Consider the following 20,604-nt stretch of genomic DNA (forward strand, 5'->3'; position numbering starts at 1 on the left):
TATGCAATCTAATCAATTCTATCGTCTTTTTATTGCCGAAAAACCAAGTTTAGCAAGAGCCATTGCTGATGTGTTACCTAAGCCTCATCAAAAAGGTAATGGTTTTATTAAAGCCAGCAATGGGGATATTGTCAGTTGGTGTATTGGTCACTTATTGGAACAAGCTACTCCGGAAGCCTATGATCAACGTTATAAAAAATGGACCATCGCTGATTTGCCTATTGTGCCCGAAAAATGGCTATTAACACCAAAAAGCAGTACTGAAAAACAATTCAATATATTGGTCGATTTGATTAAATCAGCCGGTCAAATAGTGCATGCTGGCGACCCCGATAGAGAAGGGCAATTGCTGGTTGATGAAGTGCTCAATTATTGTCAATTATTACCAGAGAAACGTAAAACTATTCAACGTTGTTTAATTAGTGATTTAAATGCTAGTGCTGTAGAAAAATCGTTGGAACAGTTACGTAGTAACCAAGATTTTATTCCTTTATCGACCTCGGCATTAGCAAGAGCTCGAGCTGATTGGCTTTATGGGATTAATATGAGCCGATTATGTACTATAGCTGGGCAACGCAATGGTTACCGAGGTGTATTATCAATTGGGCGTGTACAAACGCCTGTATTAGGTTTAGTGGTAAGGCGTGATTTAGATATTGAACAGTTTGTTCCTAAATCTTTTTATGAAGTCTATGCCGTTTTAGAAACTAAACATAAAGAGATCTTTAAAGCCAAATGGCAACCGAGTGAGGCTTGTTCCCCTTATCAAGATGAGGAGGGGAGAATATTAGTTAAAAAATTGGCTGAGAACGTTTGTCAAAGAATAAAAAACCAAACAGGCATTATCGATAAAGTAAGTAATAAAAAGAAAGAGTTAGCTCCACCACTGCCATTTAATTTATCTGCTTTACAAATTGAGATGGCTAAAAAAAATGGATTAAGTGCTCAAGAAGTATTAGATATTTGCCAATCTTTATATGAAAAACATAAATTAATTACCTATCCAAGATCTGATTGTCGATTTTTACCCCAAGATCATTTAAAGCAGATTAATGGCGTAAAATCTGCTATCGAAAATAATTGTCCACAACTGCAAACTGCTGTGGATAATGCTGATTTTACACTACGTTCTAAAGCTTGGAATGATAAAAAAGTTGAAGCTCATCATGCCATTATTCCTACTTTACGCAAAGTCACAATGAGTAATTTATCAGATCATGAACAATCGGTTTATCAAGTTATTGCAACGCAGTATCTGGCTCAATTTTATACGGCTTATAAATATGCAGAATTACAAATTGATGTTGATATTGAAGGTGGTAAATTTATTGCGAAGGCTAATCAAATGATTGATGAGGGATGGAAAGTATTATTCAGCACTAAAAATAGTCAAAATGAAGGGGAATTAGAGAGTAGTGAAAATAGCCCTTTATTGACTAAATTAGTAAAAAAAGGTGATAGTGTGCAGTGTATTGATGCTGAACTGGTGGACAAACAAACTGTGCCACCAAGGCCATTTACTGATGCTACGTTGCTTTCTGCTATGACTGGTATTGCGCGATTTGTCAAAGATCCTGAAGTAAAAAAAATATTGCGTGAGACAGATGGATTAGGCACTGAAGCAACTAGAGCTGGCATCATTGAACTTTTATTTAAGCGTCAATTTTTAACTCGACAAGGCAAATCTATTCGATCAACGCAAGTTGGCCGGAATTTGATACTTTCAATTCCAGAAACAATGTCTATGCCAGATATGACGGCCCATTGGGAATTACAATTAGATCAAATAAGTAAAAAGGAATTTTCTTATCAGGAATTTATGTGTCAACTAAATTCATCACTGGTGAATTTAGTTGAGCAACTCAGAAATAGTCGATTAAATATTCAATCTTAATTTTCTTGATTTAAAACTGATACTTAAATCCGGTTATTTGTCAGTGTGACATATTACTTATTTTTAATTATTGTTATCGCTCTCTTGCTCATTTTGAACAAAAACTTGCTCGGCAATGGATATATTGATTTTTTGATCATCTTCAATAATAACGGCAAGTTGGTGATTGGCTCGATTAAGGAAATCGTTATCCTTAAGAATCAATCTAAGCATATTGAGTCTTTTTATTACAGGCACAATAAATTGGCTAATAATAATTGTGATGATAAAAATGGTTAATATAGCAATGATTACACTAATAATTTCAGGTGATTTAAAAATAGTGTTGAGATTAGATAGTACAAAAATAATAGCAATAACAGCAGCTATACAGCTCACAACAAATTCTTTAACGAGAAAAAGTTTTAAAGGGTAAATTTTATTTTTTTCAATAGCAAAGTATTGGGTTAATGAATTTAACTGTGTTAAATCAATAATGTTATAAATATCACTATTGATTAAGGATATAGCAATTCTCTCCTTGTTACGATTGCCTGAACGATAAAAACATACTTTTTCCCAGAGTAATTTCTTTTTAATATTGTTTAAATAGTCTTTTTGATATTGTGGCTGTGGTGTTTTTTCTAAAATATCAGTGTACTTAATAATATTTTCAAAATAGTTACTTTTAGGTTTTTTTTTGAAAACAAACGCAATTATTGATAGTGCAAAAATAACGATTAAGTTGAGCCAATTATCATTAAATAATGTACTTAATTCCATTCTATTTATCCTAGTTTAAACAGTTATCATATTGTAACGGATTATGGATAAAACGTGTATCAATTCTACACTAAAATTGTTGCAGTTAAGGCAATAAGTGCTGTTTTTAAGCGTTCAAAGCCATTATTTGCCATAATAGGTTGACTTCTTTTTTTTAAAAGCGTATAACTTGCCCGCCTTTGGGCTTTTCTTACTTTTTTAACTATTAGGTGGTTAAAAATGAGGGTTAGGGAAAGTTGAAACGCAAAGGGTTTAGTTCAGTTTACAGGAGAAATATGGACGCTCATTCGGGTCACCCCAACAGCTGGGGAGACAAATTAAAACAAATCACCATCGGTTAATGACCTGTCTAAATATTCATTTTTTCAGTTCACAAGCCGAAAATTGATAAACGGTAACGGTGAACGATATGCATTTTTCTACACGCTATCACATAAATTCAAAACATCATTGCGCACATACACATATGCTATGTGTTTTATATCTGTCTGAAAAACATTTAGAACCACCGAGTTGTATCTAATACACATTTAATTTTCTTATTACTAATAAATTTTTGCGACATACCAACCTACAAGGTTAGTTTTGCTATGCAATAAATTTATGGTTGTTCACAAATTTTGATTGTCTATAGTTGATTTGCCAACTAGATGACGGGATCTTTTTGTCAAAAAATGATGAGTTAAGGTACAAAAGATGACAAAACATACATCAAATATAAATAACGAAAATCAAGTCGGCGTGAAAGCAATTAAAGAGGCGCAAAATAGTCTTGAAACTATTTTGTCTAAATATCAAACCAGCCTCTCTGGCTTAACGCAAGAAAATGCGAAAGAACGAATCGAACAATATGGAAAAAATGAAGTCGCACGAGAAAAAGTCCCTTCTTTTATTGTGCAATTATTGATGGCTTTTAATAATCCTTTCATTTTTGTATTACTAATTTTAGCCATTGTCAGTTTTATTACTGATTATTGGTTACCTTTACAAAAAGGTGAAGAAACCGATTTAACAAGTATTATTATCATATTAACGATGGTGACACTTAGTGGTTTATTACGATTTTGGCAAGAGTTCAGATCGAATAAAGCAGCGGAAGCATTAAAATCGATGATTCGCACAACCGCTACCGTGTTAAGGCGTCCACATAAAGATATGAATCCTGAACATTACGAAATTCCGTTGAATGAAATCGTGCCAGGGGATATTGTTTATTTGTCGGCTGGTGACATGATACCGGCTGATATTCGGTTAATTGAGTCTCGTGATTTATTTGTGAGTCAAGCAGTGTTAACCGGTGAATCCATTCCCGTTGAAAAATACGATACATTAGGCGCCGTTTCACAAAAAAATAGTGATCAGGTTAATCAAGCAGATATATCTAAAGGTAATATTCTTGATGTGAACAATGTTTGCTTTATGGGAACCAATGTAGTGAGTGGAACGGCAAAAGCAATTGTTGTGGCTACTGGGGCAGATACCCACTTTGGTTCATTGGCTAAATCTATTGTTGGATCTCGCGCTGAAACCTCATTTGACCGAGGTGTGAACAGTGTAAGTTGGTTACTGATTCGTTTTATGCTTATTATGGTACCAATTGTCCTTTTAATAAATGGGTTTTCTAAAGGGGACTGGGGCGAAGCTACACTATTTGCATTAGCTGTTGCTGTCGGGTTAACGCCAGAAATGTTACCAATGATTGTTAGTGCAAATCTAGCTAAAGGTGCGGTTGGCATGGCAAAACGAAAAGTGGTGGTAAAACGTTTAAATGCCATCCAAAACTTTGGAGCGATGGACATTTTATGTACAGATAAAACAGGTACATTAACACAAGATAAAATCATTTTAGAACATCACTTAGACATTAATGGGCAGGTTGATCCCTCTGTTTTACAACTGGCATGGCTCAATAGCTACTATCAAAGTGGAATGAAAAACTTGATGGATAAAGCAATCATTCGTTTTGCTGAAGAAAAAACTAGTGTTAAAAAAGTGGGTGTTGGCCTTTATAAAAAAATTGATGAATTGCCGTTTGATTTTGTCCGTCGCCGTTTATCCGTTGTGGTACAAAATGCTGATGATAGTCATTTAATGATTTGTAAAGGGGCAGTTGAAGAGATGCTGTCTATTTCGAGTTATGTTTATGAAAATGGTGAATATTTACCATTAGACGATAACCGTAAACAAGCGCTGATTGAACTTGCTCATAATTATAATAAAGATGGATTTAGAGTATTAGCCGTTGGTGTAAAAAATATTGCCGTAGGCGAAACAAAAAATCAATACAATGTGCAAGATGAAAAAGCATTAGCAATTCGTGGTTTTTTGACGTTTTTAGATCCACCAAAAGAGAGCGCATATGAAGCTATTTCAGCATTAAATGAACATGGTGTTGCCGTTAAAGTGTTAACAGGCGATAACGAGATTATCACTATTAAAGTGTGTCGCGAAGTGGGATTAGAGCCAGGGATTCCATTGTTAGGAACTGAAATTGAAAAAATGGATGATAATCAGCTCAAAGTACAAATAGAACAACGCACAATCTTTGCTAAGTTAACGCCACTACAAAAATCACGTATTATTCGATTATTACAGGATAATGGTCATACGGTTGGGTTTTTAGGGGATGGGATTAATGATGCACCTGCACTGCGTGATGCCGATGTTGGTATTTCAGTGGACACAGCTACTGATATTGCTAAAGAGTCAGCCGATATCATTTTGCTTGAGAAAAGCTTACTTGTACTAGAAGAAGGTGTAATTTGTGGACGCGAAACGTTCGGTAATATTATGAAATACCTAAATATGACCGCAAGTTCTAACTTTGGTAACATCTTTTCTGTATTAGTGGCTAGTGCATTTCTACCATTTTTACCCATGCTCGCGATTCATTTATTAATTCAAAACTTATTATATGATATTTCGCAATTATCATTACCTTGGGATAAGATGGATGAAGAGTTTTTACAAAAACCTCGAAAATGGGATGCGTTAAATATTAGACGCTTTATGATCTGGATTGGGCCAACATCGTCTATTTTTGATATTACCACTTATGCTCTTATGTGGTTTGTGTTTAGTGCGAATAGCATTGAAGCTCAGGCTTTATTCCATTCCGGTTGGTTTATAGAGGGGTTACTTTCCCAAACGCTTGTTGTTCATATGCTTAGAACGCAAAAAATTCCTTTTGTACAAAGCACAGCCGCTTTCCCTGTGATAGTGATGACATTATTTATTATGGCTATTGGTATTTATATACCTTTTTCACCGCTAGGGAGCCTAATTGGGCTTGAGCCTTTACCGTGGACATATTTTCCTTGGCTAATTGCAACGCTATTTAGTTACTGTTGTGTGGCTCAATTAATGAAACGTATTTATATAAAACGTTTTGGCCAATGGTTTTAAATTTATTATGTCAATATAAGTGATGTAAGTATTACATCACTTATATCATCAATTCAATTAAGCCATGTAAAGCCTAAATACTCGTCGTTTGGGACTATAAATACAAAGGTTGATTTTTTAAATAAAACCACTATATTATAAAATTAGATTATATAACAATAATAAGAAGGAAATATACATGAAGACACCACATAAAAATTCAATTATGCTAATTAAAAGCCGTAAACAGAAAAAAACACAAGAACAATTGGTGAAAAGTAGCTAATCATATCGTAGATAGTATTATAATAAACCCCAAAATCTGGGGTTTATTTTTTAAGTTCAACAATCGATGTATTCGAAACATAGATTCAATTTGCTAGTCAGACGCTTTTTTTAGTATTTCATAAAGTTCATCTTTTAATTTTAATTTTTGTTTTTTCAATGTTTCTAACATTTCAGTTGTATCGACAGCAATGCCTGATTCAATGTTTTTAATTTTTTGATCTAATTCATTATGCTCATCAAATAATTTTTGAAAGTGTAAATCAGTACTTTTTAATTTTGAGATTAATTCTCGATATTCTGGGAACATAGTAACTCCTTATTTCTACTCGATAAAATAATAATAATAGCAGTTATTGCTGTTTCAGCTTACAATATTCTTAGTTGTTTTAATAGCAATTTTTATGAGGATTAATCCATGAGTGAATCGATTGTTATTGCAAAAAGTGATAGTAAAGATTTGTCTATTCTTGCTTCAATGGCAAATCGACATGGTTTGATAACAGGTGCGACTGGAACAGGTAAAACCGTCACGTTGCAAAAAATGGCCGAGAGCTTTTCACAAATTGGTGTGCCGGTTTTTTTAGCCGATGTTAAGGGCGATTTAACTGGTATTGGTGAAAAAGGGGTTTTGACGCCTAAATTACAAGCTCGCTTAGATAATATTCACGTTTCAAACTGGACCCCCGATTCCTGTCCTATGGAATTATGGGATGTTTTTGCTCAGAAGGGAATACCTGTTCGCAGTACTGTTTCTGATATCGGACCGATTCTGCTAGCAAGATTATTGAACCTTAATGATACCCAAGCGGGCGTGTTACAGCTTATTTTTAAAATTGCTGATGATAACGGTTTACTTTTAATTGATTTTAAAGATCTACGTTCACTGATTCAGTTTATTGGCGATAACGCAAAAAAATTTACAACTCAATACGGTAATATCTCTGCATCCTCGATTGGTGCTATTCAGCGTAGTTTATTGACGCTTGAGCAACAAGGAGCAGAATTTTTCTTAGGTGAACCTATGCTTGAGATTGCAGATCTAATGCAAATCAATGATCAAGGGCGTGGCGTTGTAAATATTTTGTCTGCAGAAAAATTATATAATTCGCCAAAACTCTACTCGGTGTTTTTATTATGGCTATTATCAGAACTTTTTGAGCATCTGCCCGAAGTTGGCGATCTTGAAAAGCCTAAACTTATTTTCTTTTTTGATGAAGCGCATCTACTATTTAATGATATTTCACCTGCATTACTCGAAAAAATAGAGCAAGTGGTGCGCTTAATTCGTTCTAAAGGCGTTGGGGTTTATTTTGCGACGCAAAATCCTACCGATATACCCGATACAGTACTTGGTCAATTAGGTAATCGAGTGCAACATGCGTTACGTGCCTTTACCCCTAAAGATCAAAAGGCTGTTAAGGTTGCAGCTCAAACAATGCGAGCTAATCCAAGTTTTGATACAGAAAAAGCCATTATGGAACTTGGGGTTGGGGAAGCATTGATCTCGTTTCTCGATGAGAAAGGTCGCCCCAATATGGTAGAACGTGCATTTGTTATTGCACCCTGTTCACAAATGGGCCCTATGCCAGAAGATAAACAAGCTGCCATCATCCATGACTCACCATTCTATAAAAAATATTCGCAAACATTCGATCGAGAGTCTGCTTATGAAAAAATTCAGGCTGGTTTTAGCTTTAATAATTCAACTACCAACCAATTTGAATCTAAACAACAAGGTGATCAAACTGAAGCAAACCAACAAAACCATGGTGGCATAATGGATGTGCTGAGTTCTTTGATTTTTGGTAGCAAAGGACCAAAAGGCGGACAACACGATGGATTAGCACAGCAAGTCGTAAAAAGTGCAACCAGACAAGTTGTGAATCAAATTGGCAAACAAATTACCCGTGGGATTTTGGGTGGATTTAAAAAGTAACTAAACTAAAAACGATGATTGGTTACAATTAGAAAGCAAAATTAGGAGTATTTGCATGTTAAAGTTGTTTATTGAGTGGTATAAAAGGCGATTTAGTGATCCCCATGTTGTTTCATTAATGGCTGTGATCATTTTTCTTTTTTTTATCATCTATTTTTTCAATAAAATATTGTTACCGATTTTAATTGCTATCGTGCTTTCTTATTTACTCAATACACCTGTCAATTATCTGAACAAAAGAAAGGTCCCAAGAACATTAGCGGTTATCATTGTTTTACTTGTTTTTATTTTGATTGTTTTAGCAGGATTTATGATCTTAGTTCCGTTAGTTTGGCAACAAGGTGTGAGTCTTATTACCAATATTCCAAATATGTTGAATTTTACTAATAACTTTCTCACTTCGTTGCCACAACATTATCCTGAATTGATTGATGTTGGGCTGTTTGATTCAATTATTCAAGGTATTACCAATAAGTTTGTACAAACAGGTAATTCGTTATTGCAGTTTTCAATAGTGTCGTTATTCGGGTTGGTATCGGTAGTTATTAATGCAGTACTGGTACCTATTATGATGTTTTTTCTATTAAAAGATAAAACTAAAATATGGGGATACTGTTCTAAAATTTTACCAAGAAATCGTAGCATTTTAAACCAAGTTGCTGCTGAAATGGATTTGCAAATATCTAATTATATTGTAGGTAATGTGTTACATATTATTATTTTAGCGGTGTGTGTTTATATTCCTTTTTGGTACTTTGGTTTAGATTATGGTTTATTGCTTGCAGTAATTGTTGGTCTTTCTGTTTTAGTGCCTTATATTGGTATTATTATTTCAAGTATTCCAGTTGTTTTAATTGCCCTTTTCCAATGGGGCATTAGTGCTGAATTTGGGTATTTGATTTTCTTTTATGTTTTAATCCAAGCATTAGATGGTAATTTGCTTGTGCCATGTCTGTTTTCTGAAAAACTTAATCTTCATCCTTTAGTCATTATTGTCGCTGTAATAGTATTTGGTGGATTATGGGGATTTTGGGGAATATTTTTTGCTATACCTTTAGCGACGTTAGTCAAAGCTATTATTAATGCCTGGCCAAAAACCGAAGAATTAAATACTAATGAAGTAAAGCAAGAGAAAGCAGATTAATGATTTAATCTGCTTTTTAAATTATTGAGCGTGGTTTTTAAGATAATCTAAAACCACTTCGTGATGGTTGCTAGTTTTGAAATCTTCAAAGACTTTTTCAATCTTGCCATCTTTACTAATTAAAAAACTAATACGGTGTATGCCATCGTATTTTTTACCCATAAACTCTTTTTCACCCCACGTACCAAAAGCTTGGCAAACTTCATGATTTTCATCAGAAAGCAACGTAAAGTTTAATAATTCTTTTTCAGCAAAGCGTGATAATTTTTCTGGCTTATCAGTACTAATTCCAATTATCACCACATTGTATTTTTTAAACTCATCTATAGCGTCACGTAAATTACAGGCTTGTACTGTACAACCGGGTGTCATCGCCTTTGGATAAAAATAAATCAAAATACGTTGACCTTTAAAATCTTTCGAACTTATTAATTCTCCATCTTGATCTGGTAGCGAAAACTGAGGTGCTTTTTCACCTTCTTTTAGTGGATTAACCATATGTTTGTTACCTATGTTAATAGTTTAATATTTTCATTGATAGTAGTATTAATACTCTTTGTTTTTTTGTTTGCTAATGCTGCTAAAAAAACGCGTTGCTGCATCGATGGTTTTATTGATTTCTGTATTAGAATGCTTAAGTGACATAAATCCAGCTTCGAAGGCCGAAGGAGCGAAATAGATGCCTTCTTCGAGCATATAATGATAGAATTTTTTGAATAATTCAATATCACAATTCATTACATCTTGATAAGTGGTTACTTCATCAGCAGTTGTAAAAAATAATCCAAACATTGCGCCAACATGATTGACGACTAAAGGAATATCGTATTGTTTTGCTGCCGATAATAAGCCATTTGCTAGCATCGTTGTTTTTTCATCAAGATCATCATAAATACCGACATCGGTTAACTTGGTTAAGGTAGTAAATCCTGCTGCCATCGCTACCGGATTACCAGACAGTGTTCCTGCTTGGTAAATTGGTCCTGTCGGTGCAAGTTGATTCATTATTTCTGCACGACCACCAAATGCACCAACCGGCATTCCTCCACCAATAATTTTGCCTAAGCAAGTTAGATCTGGCGTTACACCATAATACTCTTGCGCACCACCAAGTGCTATTCTAAAACCAGTCATGACTTCATCAATAATTAATAAACTATTGTATTGATTACAAAGATCTCGAAGGCCTTGTAAAAATGCTTTGTTGGCGGGTATGCAGTTCATATTTCCTGCAACCGGTTCAACAATTATGGCGGCAATGTCATTAGGGTATTGTTCAAATTGTTTTTTTACTGATTCAAGACAATTATAATCACATACAAGTGTATGCTTAACAAAATCATTTGGAACACCTGGGGAAGTCGGATGACCAAATGTAAGCGCTCCAGAACCTGCTTTTACAAGTAAATAATCGGCATGTCCATGGTAGCAGCCTTCAAATTTGATAATTTTATCTCGACCGGTAAAACCTCGAGCAAGACGAATAGCGCTCATTGTGGCTTCAGTTCCAGAATTCACCATTCGTAGCATTTCTATTGAAGGCATCAGCTCGGTGACAAGCGTCGCTAATTTAGTTTCAATCTCGGTTGGTGCGCCAAAACTTAATCCGTTGTGTACCGCATGGATAACGGCATTCGCAACATCTGGATCGTTATGACCCAAAATCATTGGCCCCCATGAACCAACATAATCGATGTAGGCCTTGTCATCGACATCATAAATATAAGCGCCATTGGCTCGCTCAATAAATAGCGGTGTACCCCCAACGCCATTAAATGCTCGAACCGGTGAATTAACGCCACCTGGCATAACCGATAAGGCTTGTTTGTAACATTTTTCAGATTTGAATTTATTTATCATAATCATGTTTTTTTGATAAAAATTTGTTGCAGTATTTATTCATAAAATGAACTTAAATTCAAGATGATTAGAATAAATTTATCGAATAGCAGTTTCCATTTTGTATTTTGTTGTAGCAAAGGTATATAATAACAACAATTAAATTAGGAGAAAAAAATGAGCGATGCTTTACCGATTAACTTTACAGATGCCGCAGCAAATAAAGTCAAATCATTAGTAACAGAAGAAGAAAACCCGAATCTTAAATTAAGGGTATATATTACCGGTGGGGGGTGTAGTGGCTTTCAATACGGTTTTACCTTTGATGAAAAAGTCAATGAAGATGATCTAGCCATCGAAAAAAATGGTGTTGCATTGGTGATTGATCCCATGAGCCTGCAATATCTTGTTGGTGGCACTATTGATTATGTTGAAGGCTTACAAGGTTCACGCTTTGTTGTTGATAACCCGAACGCAACAACTACGTGTGGCTGTGGCTCATCGTTTAGTGTTTAAATTGTCATTATTCTTTATCCATTTTATTTTGTCAGGTTGAATTAAATAATGTTTAATGAGTAAAATTGTTCAATTTTGATGTAGAAGATTAAATATTCTTTAAAAATGTGACAAACATTGAGCAGTTGATCAATTATTTTGATTTTTTTGTTGACGTGAAAATTAAGATGGGTAAAATGCACAGCATTCAAAACGCACTTACATTTAAGTAATTAGTTTTGAGCCCGGGTGGTGAAATCGGTAGACACAAGGGATTTAAAATCCCTCGGCCTTTTTGGCCGTGCGAGTTCAAGTCTCGCCCCGGGCACCATTTAAAACACGTCTCATGCGGGAATAGCTCAGTTGGTAGAGCGCAACCTTGCCAAGGTTGAGGTCGCGAGTTCGAACCTCGTTTCCCGCTCCAAATATAAATTTTTATCGATTAAGCAAGCAATAAGCATAAATTAAAATAACACTTGGTATATTTCTTCTTTTATTTTAAGTGTTTAAAAAACAACTCAAATAAATTTAATGCTAATTTGATTATCAAACTGTAAGCCAGCGTAAAATTCCAATGAATGAAGTTTGGCTAATCGGTTGTTATCAGTCTCTGCTTATGTAAAATTTAGCAAGAAACTGATAATCTTATTGGTCAAAATCAATAGAAATATTTATGCCTGTGTATGATTAAACGTTAATAGATTATTGTTTATTTTTTTCGTTCATTAAAAACTTGATGAGCCGTCTTTAATGCACTGGTGACTTTAGGAAAGCCAACATAAGGCAAGCAATGCACACAAATATCTAAAACTTGTTCCTCTGTTAATCCGGCATTAAGTCCTCCGTGAATATGCATTTTTAATTCATCTTCAACACATCCTTGCGTGATTAACGAAGAAATGGTGATTAATTGTTTTTGTAGTAAAGATAAACTTTTTCTACTATAAATGTCACCATAAGCAAAATCACAGATATATTCATCAAATTTAGGTGCAAGTTGAGCATTTTGTGTTAGTCCATTTGCACCTAATTCACCGTATAGTTGTTCAATATTGTTAAGTCCGTTTTCATGTCTTGATTGAGTCATTTAAATACTCCTTTTAATCTTCATTATTTAATTGATGAGGGATTTTTTGTCGTTTTTATCATGTATGAAAGATTTTTAGCCATTTAATCGCTTAGCAGTTAGCTTAAGCCTACATATACTGAATACTGCTTAGCGCTATTTTATGTGTCTAAATCTATCATCGTATATCCATTTTATTTATTTTTTATGATCTATCGCAAGGTAATATTGATAAATTGCGATTTTGATGTTACAGATTTATGCAACCGCTAGTTTATATAAACTAAATGTTGTTTGTATTGGACAAAAGCTTAGAAGTTACCCTTTTTGGGTTACTGAAGATTTTTAATATCCTTATGGGGTGATGTACCAAACAGACGTTTGTACTCCCGATTAAATTGCGTTTGGCTTTCATAACCGACCTCAAGTCCGGCACTATTAGCATGATAATTTTCTGACAACATTAAACGACGAGCTTCATAAAGACGTAATTGTTTTTGATATTGTAATGGGCTTAGCGTGGTCACCTGTTTAAAATGTCGATGAAACGTCGCTAATGACATATTGGCTTTTTCGGCTAATGCTTCAACAGTAATGGGTTGTTTATAGTGATTTTTTAGCCAATCAATTGTTGAAGCAATTTGATGGCTTTGTGTGCCTTTTGTATTGATAGAACGCAAGTGTTGCCCGAAAGGTCCAATAAGCAGTAAATAATGGATTTCTTTGATAATCATTGGGGCTAATATCGAAATTTGTTCAGGCTTATCGAGTAATTGGATCAATCGAAAAAAAGCGCTGAGTATGTCTAATTCAACTTTTTTTATACTAATTCCTTTGAAAGCAATGGCTTTAATATTGGCTAACTGTGGATACTCAGTGATGAGTTGGTTGATAATTTGCGTATTAAGGTATAAGGCAAGGGATAAAAACGGTTTTGTTTGCGATGCAATTGTTATAGAGTTTACTGCTGGAATATCAACTGAGGTAACGAGATAATCGCCTTCACCATAAATGTGTTGTTCGGTGCCAATTAACGAGCGTTTACTCCCTTGAATAATAATAGATACTAGTGGTTGGTAGAAGCAGTTTTCGTTATAATCTGTCATGTCACGGCGATAAATACCCAAACCATTTATCGCAGTAGGGTAGTCACCCGCAGTTTGAGCCCATCGTAACATATGTTGTTTTACTTGCTGATTTATTGTGGTCAGTTCACTGTTTAGATCGCTTCTTTTCATTAGATTTCCTTAACATTCACCCAAACATAGTGAGAACTATTTTAAAGCTTATCAGTAAAAATAATATTGTAACTGAAATTATTAGGCAAGAATTTAATAGAATTGTGTCTATTGATAATTAATTGATATGTTTATAGTAACGCATAGATAATCTTTAATTAACTAATGGGATTGTTATGAGAAAATTATCAATAACATTATTAATCACAACAATGATTGTGACTTGTTTTTCAATCCGAATTTACGCTAAGGAGAATAATGCTATGTCGCAAAAAGTGACCAAAAATGGTACACAGGCTTCCATCAAAGGCTCAGATAAATTTTTTACAGGTGATGTAAGAATCGATCCTCTATTTCCTGCTACGAGTCCATCTCGGACCTCTGGCGCTTATGTGACATTTGAACCCGGTGCTCGTTCAGCATGGCATACTCATCCATTAGGGCAAACTTTAGTCGTCACTTCCGGTGTTGGCTTTACTCAAGAATGGGGCGGTCCTATTGTCGAAATTCATCCTGGAGATGTAATTACTTGCCCACCGGGTGTAAAACATTGGCATGGTGCATCACCACACAATGCTATGACTCATCTTTCCGTGGTTGAGGAACTGGATGGTAAAAATGTTGAATGGTTAGAAAAAGTGACCGATGAACAATATTACGATAAAAAGTAATTATTGAGCAAATAGTGAAGTTAACTTATTCATTTGCATCATTAATCAATGTTTATACTATTAGTTTATACGTAATTTTTTAAGTATAAAAGTGACCGTATGGTAGTCACTTTTATTTTGCTTAGCTTGTTTTAGCAGGAAACACTATGCAAAAAATAGTTCGTGTCATTATTTCTTTTTTTATGATATGGAGTTTATCAACAATTTGTGAGGCATCAACTATGGATAACCATCAATTAACCGTAAAACAACAATTTATTATTCCTATTGCAGCCTTTACCGCTCAAGGTGATATGCCTAAGCTAAAAGTGTCATTAATGGAAGGATTAGATAATGGTTTAACGATAAACGAAATTAAAGAAGTACTTGTTCAAATGTATGCTTACACTGGCTTTCCGCGTAGTTTAAATGCTATTGGAACTTTTAAGCAACTTTTGGATGAACGTCATCAAAACGGCATTATAGATGTGATGGGGAAAGAGCCTGATCCCTTACCCACTAATAAAACCAGTTTGCAGTTAGGTACCGAGATTCAGACTTATTTAGTCGGACAGCCTGTTTCTGGCGGCTTGATGGATTTTGCTCCCGCGATTAATCAGTTTTTAAAAGCTCACTTATTTGGTGATATTTTTGGACGTAATAATATTGATTATCAAAGCCGTGAAATTGCAACTATTGCTGCATTAGCGAGCCTTGGTGGTGTTGATAGTCAACTTCAATCACACATACATATGGCGATGAACATAGGTTTAACTCAAGCTCAAATCCGTGAAGTTAGAGATATATTACAATCTAAAGTTGGTAATGAGCAAGCTGATGTATTAGCTCAGGCATTCGTCAATGTTTTGAAATAAACAGGCGTTAAGGAGACAAATAATGAAGCAAAATTCACAAAAGGTTATTGTCATAACAGGTGCATCGAGTGGTATTGGTGAAGCTACAGCTAAATTACTTGCAGCCCAAGGTAATAAAATTGTATTAGGCGCAAGGCGTAAAGATAAACTTGAGAAAATCGTTGCTGAGATCTTTTCTGCTGGTGGCATTGCGACTTATCAATTAACGGATGTGACAAAACGAAATGACGTTGATATGTTAGCGAAAAAAGCGCTGGATGAATATGGTCAAATTGATGTTTGGATCAATAATGCCGGTTTAATGCCACAATCAACTTTTGATAAATTAAAAGTCGATGAATGGGAAAAAATGATCGATGTTAATATTAAAGGTACTTTATATGGCATTGCCGCAGCATTATTACCGATGCGACAAAAGAAACAAGGTCATTTTATTAATATTTCATCTATAGCAGGGCATTTAACTCATCCTGGCGGTGGTGTTTATAGTGCAACAAAATCAGCGGTGTTAGCTATTAGCGATAGTTTAAGACAAGAAGAAGCCTTGGCAAAGAGTAATATACGAGTCAGTGTAATATCACCTGGCGCAATTGCAACTGAGCTTACTCATACTATTACCGACCAAGATATTAAGCCATCTATTGATAAACTTTATCAACAAGTCGCTATTGCTCCAGAACGCATTGCTCAAGTGATTGCTTTTACTATTAATTCACCTGTAGATACTACTTTGAATGAGATTATCATTCGTCCTAGTTGTCAGCAAGTTTAGCTAAGTTAACAGGCTATTTTTTGATATGGATTTTACGCTTTAATTAAAATTAAAAAGCGTAAAAATCCATATCGTTATATAAAAAGTTGGTTTGAATTCAATCCGATAGTTTATCGTCTTTTTTTAATAAAGGCATATAAACAAACAGCGCAGTGATCAAGATAAATGTTGCAAATGTATAAGCTTTGGATTGCCCGTTCATTTTATTAGCCCACATGGAAAAATATTCACCACCAATGACAGCAAAACCAAAGTACCAAATTAAAATGGCTAGCGTTGCACCAACTAAATAAATCACTTGTCCATTCACAAATCGAGATTTGTTGATGGATGCAAACATATAAAGCGAAGCAAATAGACAGACTAAACCGGTAAGTAATTCACCTATAATTATTACCCAATATCCAATTAAATGGAGCGTTGTATTACTGATCGCTCTAGACGTCATAGCAGGACTTCCCGAAAAAAATGGTTCCATCGTATCCATCGATAATACACTTTTTACAAAGGCATAATTAGTATTAAAATCAATAATATTGTCATATCCGACCAATACACAAAAAAAACCAACGGTAAAGGCAATTGTTGCTTTTAAAAGTTGTTGAATTCCAATTAAATTTAATAAATCTTTCACATCCAAACCTTTTTAATATTCAATAAAATTTGTCAATCACGCACTGTTATTGACACTAGAACGTCACAATTTACACTTAGGTAATTGACAAATCAATACAAACAAATGATTTAGTGACAAGCCTGATATATACTCGGATTAATCGAAGAAATATTATCAGGTATTTAAAATAAAAAAACGAAGAGTTGAACATTGATAGAAACATTTTAATAACAGCTAATGTTGCTATTTTTTTTATTTATTAGTAGCATGACTGGGCTCGCTTAGTCAAAATATTTAAGCGTGAAACTATGTTTCTCAATCATGCAAATAGTAAAAGATGACTAGTGATGTTATTCGTTAAATCAGTCATTTTATTTTCAAATTAATTAGCAAGTTATACCTATCAAGTAAATCGATTTTAACCCATTAAAGATTCAGTAACTTTTATTTTTTTACATAATATTACAAAGTGTGTCTGGAGGTTAGGTATGTATTTATTAGAGATGGCCCCCAAGTTTTTGTTGGCCTTAGTCATTTTACTTATTTATGTCAAATTGTCTGGTAAAAGTCAAATTGCCCCTATGTCTCAGTTAGATCAGGTTGGGAGTATGGTCATTGGTGCGCTTGTTGGTGGTGCTTTACTTAGTCCAACTGTCTCTGCTTTACAAGCTTCTGGACTTGTCGCCATTTGGGCTGGATTATTAGTTTTAATTCGATTTATTAAATCAAAAAATTCACATTTAAGAGATGCGATTGATGGTACGCCTATTCGGTTAGTTAAAAATGGGAAGTTATTAACCGATAATTTTATCAAAGCCAATTTACCCGTTAGAGATTTTGAAACCTTAATCAATATACAGGGAATTTGTACTTTTACTGAATTAAAACATGTCTGGTACGAATTGAATGGATCATTAACTATTATCAAAAAAGGTGAAAAAGATATCGCCGTACTTGTGATTGAGGAAGGAAAAATAAGCCAAGAAAACTTGAAAGAATTAAATAAAAACGAAGATTGGGTTAAAGAGGAAATTAAGAAACAGGGTTATGAAAAATCAGAAGACATTTTCTGTGCTGAATGGTTTGATAATAAATTAATTATTTATCCTTACGATAAAGTAAATAAATAAGCATAATTTATTGAATTTATTTTATAAATAGGTGGATAAATAACTATCCACCTTAATAAATTCTAACGTAATTGGCTATCTTTACTACCACGTCGATTATATAAATTTGCCGTCTTAGCTAAAGTTTTATCTATATTTTGCTGGCAAACTAAGCAATATTGAACCCCCGGTAAAGCTAATTGCCGTGCTTCGGGTATAGGATCGCCACATTCAATACAAAAATGAGCACTTTCTAAACCTTGATTTAATTGACGCCTTGCGTTTTCTATTGCATCTGCAATAGTACCTTCAATTTGTTGATTAACTGCATCATCCGATGCCCAGCCACTTGCCATGATGGAATTCCCCCCTTACAACTCAATATGGTGATAATTTAATCATTTTCAAGTAAAAAAAAGTGATTAATAATAGAGATGTTTGCAGTAATGGTGGTATTATGTAACTGGCAACGCTTTTAATTAATATCGTTTAATTGGAGGTTTATATGCAACAATATGAACAAGCAACTTTTGCAGGTGGTTGTTTTTGGTGTATGGTAAAACCTTTTGATAAATATGAAGGTGTAATTGATGTGGTGTCAGGATACACGGGGGGGCAAGTAGCTAATCCTACTTATCAACAAGTTTGTCAAGGTGATACAGGTCATACCGAAGCGGTTTTAATCACTTTTGATCCGAAAAAAATTAGCTATAAAACGTTGTTGAATATTTTTTGGCAACAAATTGATCCAACTGATGCAGGCGGTCAATTTGCTGACAGAGGCGATTCTTATCGTCCCGTTATTTTTTATCATAATGAATTTCAGCATAAACTCGCGCTAGAATCTAAACAGGCATTGGAAGACAGTCACCGATTTTCTAGTCCTATTCAAGTGAAGATAGAACCTGCTGTCGTATTTTATCCAGCAGAAGAGTATCATCAAAACTACTATAAAAAACAATCACAACATTATGACCGTTATTATCAACTCTCTGGACGTTCTCACTTTATATCCAAACATTGGTTAGATAAAAACAGTCCAAAGGTGAATAAATAATGCAAAATTATCCTCAATATAGTGCTTGTCAAAAATGGAACCATTGGCTATCTGCGATATTGGTTTGTATGGTGGTATCACTGTTACTATTTAAAATCACTTTGTCGCAATTTTTAGGCGGAATGTTTTCTATTTATTTACTGCATAAATCTTTTGGCTTAGTGGTATTTTTATTGACGATTTGGCGCATTTATATCAACATCAAACAGGACGTACCTAATGTTTTGCCCTATGATAAAAAATTACAACGAATTTTGTCAAAATCAATACAAGGATTTATCTATATTTTATTGCTTTTAATTCCATTGTCGGGGTATTTGATGAGTAGTCATGATCTTAATGTTTTTGGGGTCATCTCAATTCCTGCTATCGATATGCCAAACGCGGGGTATATGTTTTTTCATCGTGCTCATCTGTTAGGTTGCTATTTGTTAGCAATATTTTTGGTTTTACATATTGCAGGAGCCTTGTATCATTATTTCGGGATGAAAGATAAAGTATTACAATCGATGCTGTAAAGCCAATTTTTACCATTAATTGATGTTTAACTCTTTAAAATAGTTAGGTGCATTATGAATAAGTTAATGAAAGAAAAAGCAGTGTCAGCATTGAGTCCGATGCAATATTATGTTACTCAACAAAATGGTACTGAGCCGCCTTTTGAAAATGAATTCAATGCAAATCACCAAGATGGTTTATATGTCGATATAGTCTCGGGAGAGCCATTATTTACCTCCTTAGATAAATTTGATTCTGGTTGTGGTTGGCCAAGTTTTAGTAAACCGATTGATAACAAAAGCATTATTGAAAAACTAGATCAAAGTCATGGCATGCATCGTACTGAAGTGCGTTCACTAAAAGCCGATTCCCATCTTGGTCATGTTTTTGATGATGGTCCAAAATCATTAGGAGGATTACGCTATTGTATCAATTCTGCCGCTTTACGCTTTATACCGAAAGAACAACTTCAAGCAGCAGGTTATGGTCAATACTTACCGCTTTTTGAGTAATTTGAATAATTTTAATCCTATCATCGTATCGACGATTGGTAGGATTTTCAGCTTTTTTGTAATCAATTTTATTAGATAGGTTTGTCAATACATTCGCTATCGAAAACCATTAAAGCAATTTAGATTATCAGTTAAATGCTTTTTTTTAAAATAACATCTCAAATACTAACAATGAAGATCAACATGATGGGTGTCTTAATAAAGATAAATTAGCATAAAAGTGATTATTACGATATCTCGTTGTCTATTTAACTTTACTAGCATCATTCTATTTTGATGACTAGATTTTAAATCTTACTAAATTTTCGGTTAATACTCATGTTTAATCCATAGCGAAAGCATTTCTGTTGCAATTGTTCTGTTTTTTAAACGTGCTCACTGGTTTCGACTATACTTTAATAACATATGTGAATAGGAAAGCTTAATTCTGAAATAGAATTATCCTGTTAACTTTTGGATTAAATATTGA

General features: G+C 34.2%; 20 protein-coding genes and 2 tRNA genes. 14 read left to right on the forward strand and 8 right to left on the reverse strand.

Annotation, left to right across the window (positions count from 1 at the left end; translation table 11 throughout):
- Nucleotide 1: 1 nt before the first annotated feature.
- The gene (locus J3U56_RS05270) at nucleotides 2-1,894 is read left to right on the forward strand and encodes a DNA topoisomerase III (protein ID WP_267366942.1); all 1,893 of its coding nucleotides are present in this window, start codon (nucleotides 2-4) and stop codon (nucleotides 1,892-1,894) included.
- Nucleotides 1,895-1,957: 63 nt separating this feature from the next.
- On the opposite strand, the gene J3U56_RS05275 is transcribed toward J3U56_RS05270, so the two are convergent.
- Nucleotides 1,958-2,656, reverse strand: coding sequence for a hypothetical protein (locus J3U56_RS05275; protein ID WP_267366944.1), 699 nt, complete (start codon nucleotides 2,654-2,656; stop codon nucleotides 1,958-1,960).
- Nucleotides 2,657-3,352: 696 nt separating this feature from the next.
- Here J3U56_RS05275 and mgtA point away from each other — a divergent pair.
- Nucleotides 3,353-6,061 (forward strand): magnesium-translocating P-type ATPase, encoded by a 2,709-nt coding sequence (mgtA, locus tag J3U56_RS05280; protein WP_267348185.1) that lies wholly within the window; start codon nucleotides 3,353-3,355, stop codon nucleotides 6,059-6,061.
- Nucleotides 6,062-6,419: 358 nt separating this feature from the next.
- Here mgtA and J3U56_RS05285 read toward each other — a convergent pair whose 3' ends face one another.
- Nucleotides 6,420-6,635: a YdcH family protein gene (locus J3U56_RS05285; protein ID WP_267332591.1), complete on the reverse strand. Its 216-nt coding sequence runs from the start codon at nucleotides 6,633-6,635 to the stop codon at nucleotides 6,420-6,422.
- Nucleotides 6,636-6,743: 108 nt separating this feature from the next.
- Between J3U56_RS05285 and J3U56_RS05290 the strand changes: the two genes are divergently transcribed.
- A complete protein-coding gene (locus J3U56_RS05290) occupies nucleotides 6,744-8,264 on the forward strand; it encodes a helicase HerA-like C-terminal domain-containing protein (protein WP_267366946.1) in 1,521 nt (506 codons plus the stop codon).
- A 55-nt stretch (nucleotides 8,265-8,319) separates the two neighbouring features.
- Nucleotides 8,320-9,408, forward strand: a complete 1,089-nt coding sequence (locus tag J3U56_RS05295) for an AI-2E family transporter (protein WP_065633015.1) — start codon at nucleotides 8,320-8,322, stop codon at nucleotides 9,406-9,408.
- A gap of 21 nt (nucleotides 9,409-9,429) precedes the next feature.
- On the opposite strand, the gene bcp is transcribed toward J3U56_RS05295, so the two are convergent.
- Nucleotides 9,430-9,906: a thioredoxin-dependent thiol peroxidase gene (gene bcp / locus J3U56_RS05300; protein WP_267332593.1), complete on the reverse strand. Its 477-nt coding sequence runs from the start codon at nucleotides 9,904-9,906 to the stop codon at nucleotides 9,430-9,432.
- A gap of 48 nt (nucleotides 9,907-9,954) precedes the next feature.
- Nucleotides 9,955-11,268 carry a glutamate-1-semialdehyde 2,1-aminomutase gene (gene hemL, locus J3U56_RS05305; RefSeq protein WP_267344341.1) on the reverse strand — a complete coding sequence of 438 codons (1,314 nt, stop codon included), beginning with the start codon at nucleotides 11,266-11,268 and terminating at the stop codon, nucleotides 9,955-9,957.
- 156 nt (nucleotides 11,269-11,424) lie between these two features.
- Between hemL and erpA the strand changes: the two genes are divergently transcribed.
- The 3 genes from erpA (at nucleotide 11,425) to J3U56_RS05320 (ending at nucleotide 12,166) form a co-directional block, all read left to right on the forward strand.
- Nucleotides 11,425-11,763 carry an iron-sulfur cluster insertion protein ErpA gene (gene erpA, locus J3U56_RS05310; protein ID WP_267332595.1) on the forward strand — a complete coding sequence of 113 codons (339 nt, stop codon included), beginning with the start codon at nucleotides 11,425-11,427 and terminating at the stop codon, nucleotides 11,761-11,763.
- A 222-nt stretch (nucleotides 11,764-11,985) separates the two neighbouring features.
- Nucleotides 11,986-12,073: transfer RNA gene (locus J3U56_RS05315), tRNA-Leu, on the forward strand.
- 17 nt (nucleotides 12,074-12,090) lie between these two features.
- A tRNA-Gly gene (locus J3U56_RS05320) sits at nucleotides 12,091-12,166 on the forward strand.
- A gap of 285 nt (nucleotides 12,167-12,451) precedes the next feature.
- On the opposite strand, the gene J3U56_RS05325 is transcribed toward J3U56_RS05320, so the two are convergent.
- The gene (locus tag J3U56_RS05325; RefSeq protein ID WP_267332596.1) at nucleotides 12,452-12,829 is read right to left on the reverse strand and encodes a carboxymuconolactone decarboxylase family protein; all 378 of its coding nucleotides are present in this window, start codon (nucleotides 12,827-12,829) and stop codon (nucleotides 12,452-12,454) included.
- 311 nt (nucleotides 12,830-13,140) lie between these two features.
- Entirely contained in the window at nucleotides 13,141-14,046 is a 906-nt protein-coding gene (locus J3U56_RS05330; RefSeq protein ID WP_267366948.1) for an AraC family transcriptional regulator, read from the reverse strand.
- A gap of 176 nt (nucleotides 14,047-14,222) precedes the next feature.
- Between J3U56_RS05330 and J3U56_RS05335 the strand changes: the two genes are divergently transcribed.
- The 3 genes from J3U56_RS05335 to J3U56_RS05345 all read left to right on the forward strand — a co-directional run bounded on the left by J3U56_RS05335 (nucleotide 14,223) and on the right by J3U56_RS05345 (nucleotide 16,343).
- Nucleotides 14,223-14,717 (forward strand): cupin domain-containing protein, encoded by a 495-nt coding sequence (locus J3U56_RS05335; RefSeq protein WP_267332598.1) that lies wholly within the window; start codon nucleotides 14,223-14,225, stop codon nucleotides 14,715-14,717.
- Between the two features lie 146 nt (nucleotides 14,718-14,863).
- Nucleotides 14,864-15,571, forward strand: coding sequence for a carboxymuconolactone decarboxylase family protein (locus J3U56_RS05340; protein ID WP_267366950.1), 708 nt, complete (start codon nucleotides 14,864-14,866; stop codon nucleotides 15,569-15,571).
- A gap of 22 nt (nucleotides 15,572-15,593) precedes the next feature.
- Nucleotides 15,594-16,343, forward strand: a complete 750-nt coding sequence (locus J3U56_RS05345) for an SDR family oxidoreductase (protein WP_267366952.1) — start codon at nucleotides 15,594-15,596, stop codon at nucleotides 16,341-16,343.
- A gap of 97 nt (nucleotides 16,344-16,440) precedes the next feature.
- On the opposite strand, the gene J3U56_RS05350 is transcribed toward J3U56_RS05345, so the two are convergent.
- Nucleotides 16,441-16,977 (reverse strand): DUF2165 domain-containing protein, encoded by a 537-nt coding sequence (locus J3U56_RS05350; protein ID WP_267332601.1) that lies wholly within the window; start codon nucleotides 16,975-16,977, stop codon nucleotides 16,441-16,443.
- A gap of 470 nt (nucleotides 16,978-17,447) precedes the next feature.
- On the opposite strand from J3U56_RS05350, the gene J3U56_RS05355 reads away from it, so the two are divergent.
- Entirely contained in the window at nucleotides 17,448-18,089 is a 642-nt protein-coding gene (locus J3U56_RS05355) for a DUF421 domain-containing protein (RefSeq protein WP_267366954.1), read from the forward strand.
- A gap of 62 nt (nucleotides 18,090-18,151) precedes the next feature.
- On the opposite strand, the gene J3U56_RS05360 is transcribed toward J3U56_RS05355, so the two are convergent.
- Entirely contained in the window at nucleotides 18,152-18,424 is a 273-nt protein-coding gene (locus tag J3U56_RS05360; RefSeq protein ID WP_267332603.1) for a DksA/TraR family C4-type zinc finger protein, read from the reverse strand.
- Between the two features lie 149 nt (nucleotides 18,425-18,573).
- On the opposite strand from J3U56_RS05360, the gene msrA reads away from it, so the two are divergent.
- From msrA to msrB, 3 genes are read left to right on the forward strand one after another with little or no spacing between them, the layout of a single operon-like run.
- On the forward strand, nucleotides 18,574-19,125 hold the full coding sequence (msrA, locus tag J3U56_RS05365; RefSeq protein ID WP_267332604.1) for a peptide-methionine (S)-S-oxide reductase MsrA: 552 nt from the start codon (nucleotides 18,574-18,576) through the stop codon (nucleotides 19,123-19,125).
- A complete protein-coding gene (locus J3U56_RS05370) occupies nucleotides 19,125-19,643 on the forward strand; it encodes a cytochrome b (protein WP_267366957.1) in 519 nt (172 codons plus the stop codon). Before msrA ends, J3U56_RS05370 begins: the two co-directional genes overlap by 1 nt.
- A gap of 54 nt (nucleotides 19,644-19,697) precedes the next feature.
- Entirely contained in the window at nucleotides 19,698-20,135 is a 438-nt protein-coding gene (gene msrB, locus J3U56_RS05375) for a peptide-methionine (R)-S-oxide reductase MsrB (protein WP_323849451.1), read from the forward strand.
- Nucleotides 20,136-20,604: the final 469 nt, after the last annotated feature.

This window comes from Gilliamella sp. B2824 (assembly GCF_026536245.1).
Lineage (GTDB): Bacteria > Pseudomonadota > Gammaproteobacteria > Enterobacterales > Orbaceae > Gilliamella.

Coding starts and splice junctions, on each gene's coding strand:
- J3U56_RS05270 (WP_267366942.1), top strand. CDS start 2: ATGCAATCTAATCAATTCTATCGTCTTTTTATTGCCGAAAAACCAAGT.
- J3U56_RS05275 (WP_267366944.1), bottom strand. CDS start 2,656: ATGGAATTAAGTACATTATTTAATGATAATTGGCTCAACTTAATCGTT.
- mgtA (WP_267348185.1), top strand. CDS start 3,353: ATGACAAAACATACATCAAATATAAATAACGAAAATCAAGTCGGCGTG.
- J3U56_RS05285 (WP_267332591.1), bottom strand. CDS start 6,635: ATGTTCCCAGAATATCGAGAATTAATCTCAAAATTAAAAAGTACTGAT.
- J3U56_RS05290 (WP_267366946.1), top strand. CDS start 6,744: ATGAGTGAATCGATTGTTATTGCAAAAAGTGATAGTAAAGATTTGTCT.
- J3U56_RS05295 (WP_065633015.1), top strand. CDS start 8,320: ATGTTAAAGTTGTTTATTGAGTGGTATAAAAGGCGATTTAGTGATCCC.
- bcp (WP_267332593.1), bottom strand. CDS start 9,906: ATGGTTAATCCACTAAAAGAAGGTGAAAAAGCACCTCAGTTTTCGCTA.
- hemL (WP_267344341.1), bottom strand. CDS start 11,268: ATGATAAATAAATTCAAATCTGAAAAATGTTACAAACAAGCCTTATCG.
- erpA (WP_267332595.1), top strand. CDS start 11,425: ATGAGCGATGCTTTACCGATTAACTTTACAGATGCCGCAGCAAATAAA.
- J3U56_RS05325 (WP_267332596.1), bottom strand. CDS start 12,829: ATGACTCAATCAAGACATGAAAACGGACTTAACAATATTGAACAACTA.
- J3U56_RS05330 (WP_267366948.1), bottom strand. CDS start 14,046: ATGAAAAGAAGCGATCTAAACAGTGAACTGACCACAATAAATCAGCAA.
- J3U56_RS05335 (WP_267332598.1), top strand. CDS start 14,223: ATGAGAAAATTATCAATAACATTATTAATCACAACAATGATTGTGACT.
- J3U56_RS05340 (WP_267366950.1), top strand. CDS start 14,864: ATGCAAAAAATAGTTCGTGTCATTATTTCTTTTTTTATGATATGGAGT.
- J3U56_RS05345 (WP_267366952.1), top strand. CDS start 15,594: ATGAAGCAAAATTCACAAAAGGTTATTGTCATAACAGGTGCATCGAGT.
- J3U56_RS05355 (WP_267366954.1), top strand. CDS start 17,448: ATGTATTTATTAGAGATGGCCCCCAAGTTTTTGTTGGCCTTAGTCATT.
- J3U56_RS05360 (WP_267332603.1), bottom strand. CDS start 18,424: ATGGCAAGTGGCTGGGCATCGGATGATGCAGTTAATCAACAAATTGAA.
- msrA (WP_267332604.1), top strand. CDS start 18,574: ATGCAACAATATGAACAAGCAACTTTTGCAGGTGGTTGTTTTTGGTGT.
- J3U56_RS05370 (WP_267366957.1), top strand. CDS start 19,125: ATGCAAAATTATCCTCAATATAGTGCTTGTCAAAAATGGAACCATTGG.
- msrB (WP_323849451.1), top strand. CDS start 19,698: ATGAATAAGTTAATGAAAGAAAAAGCAGTGTCAGCATTGAGTCCGATG.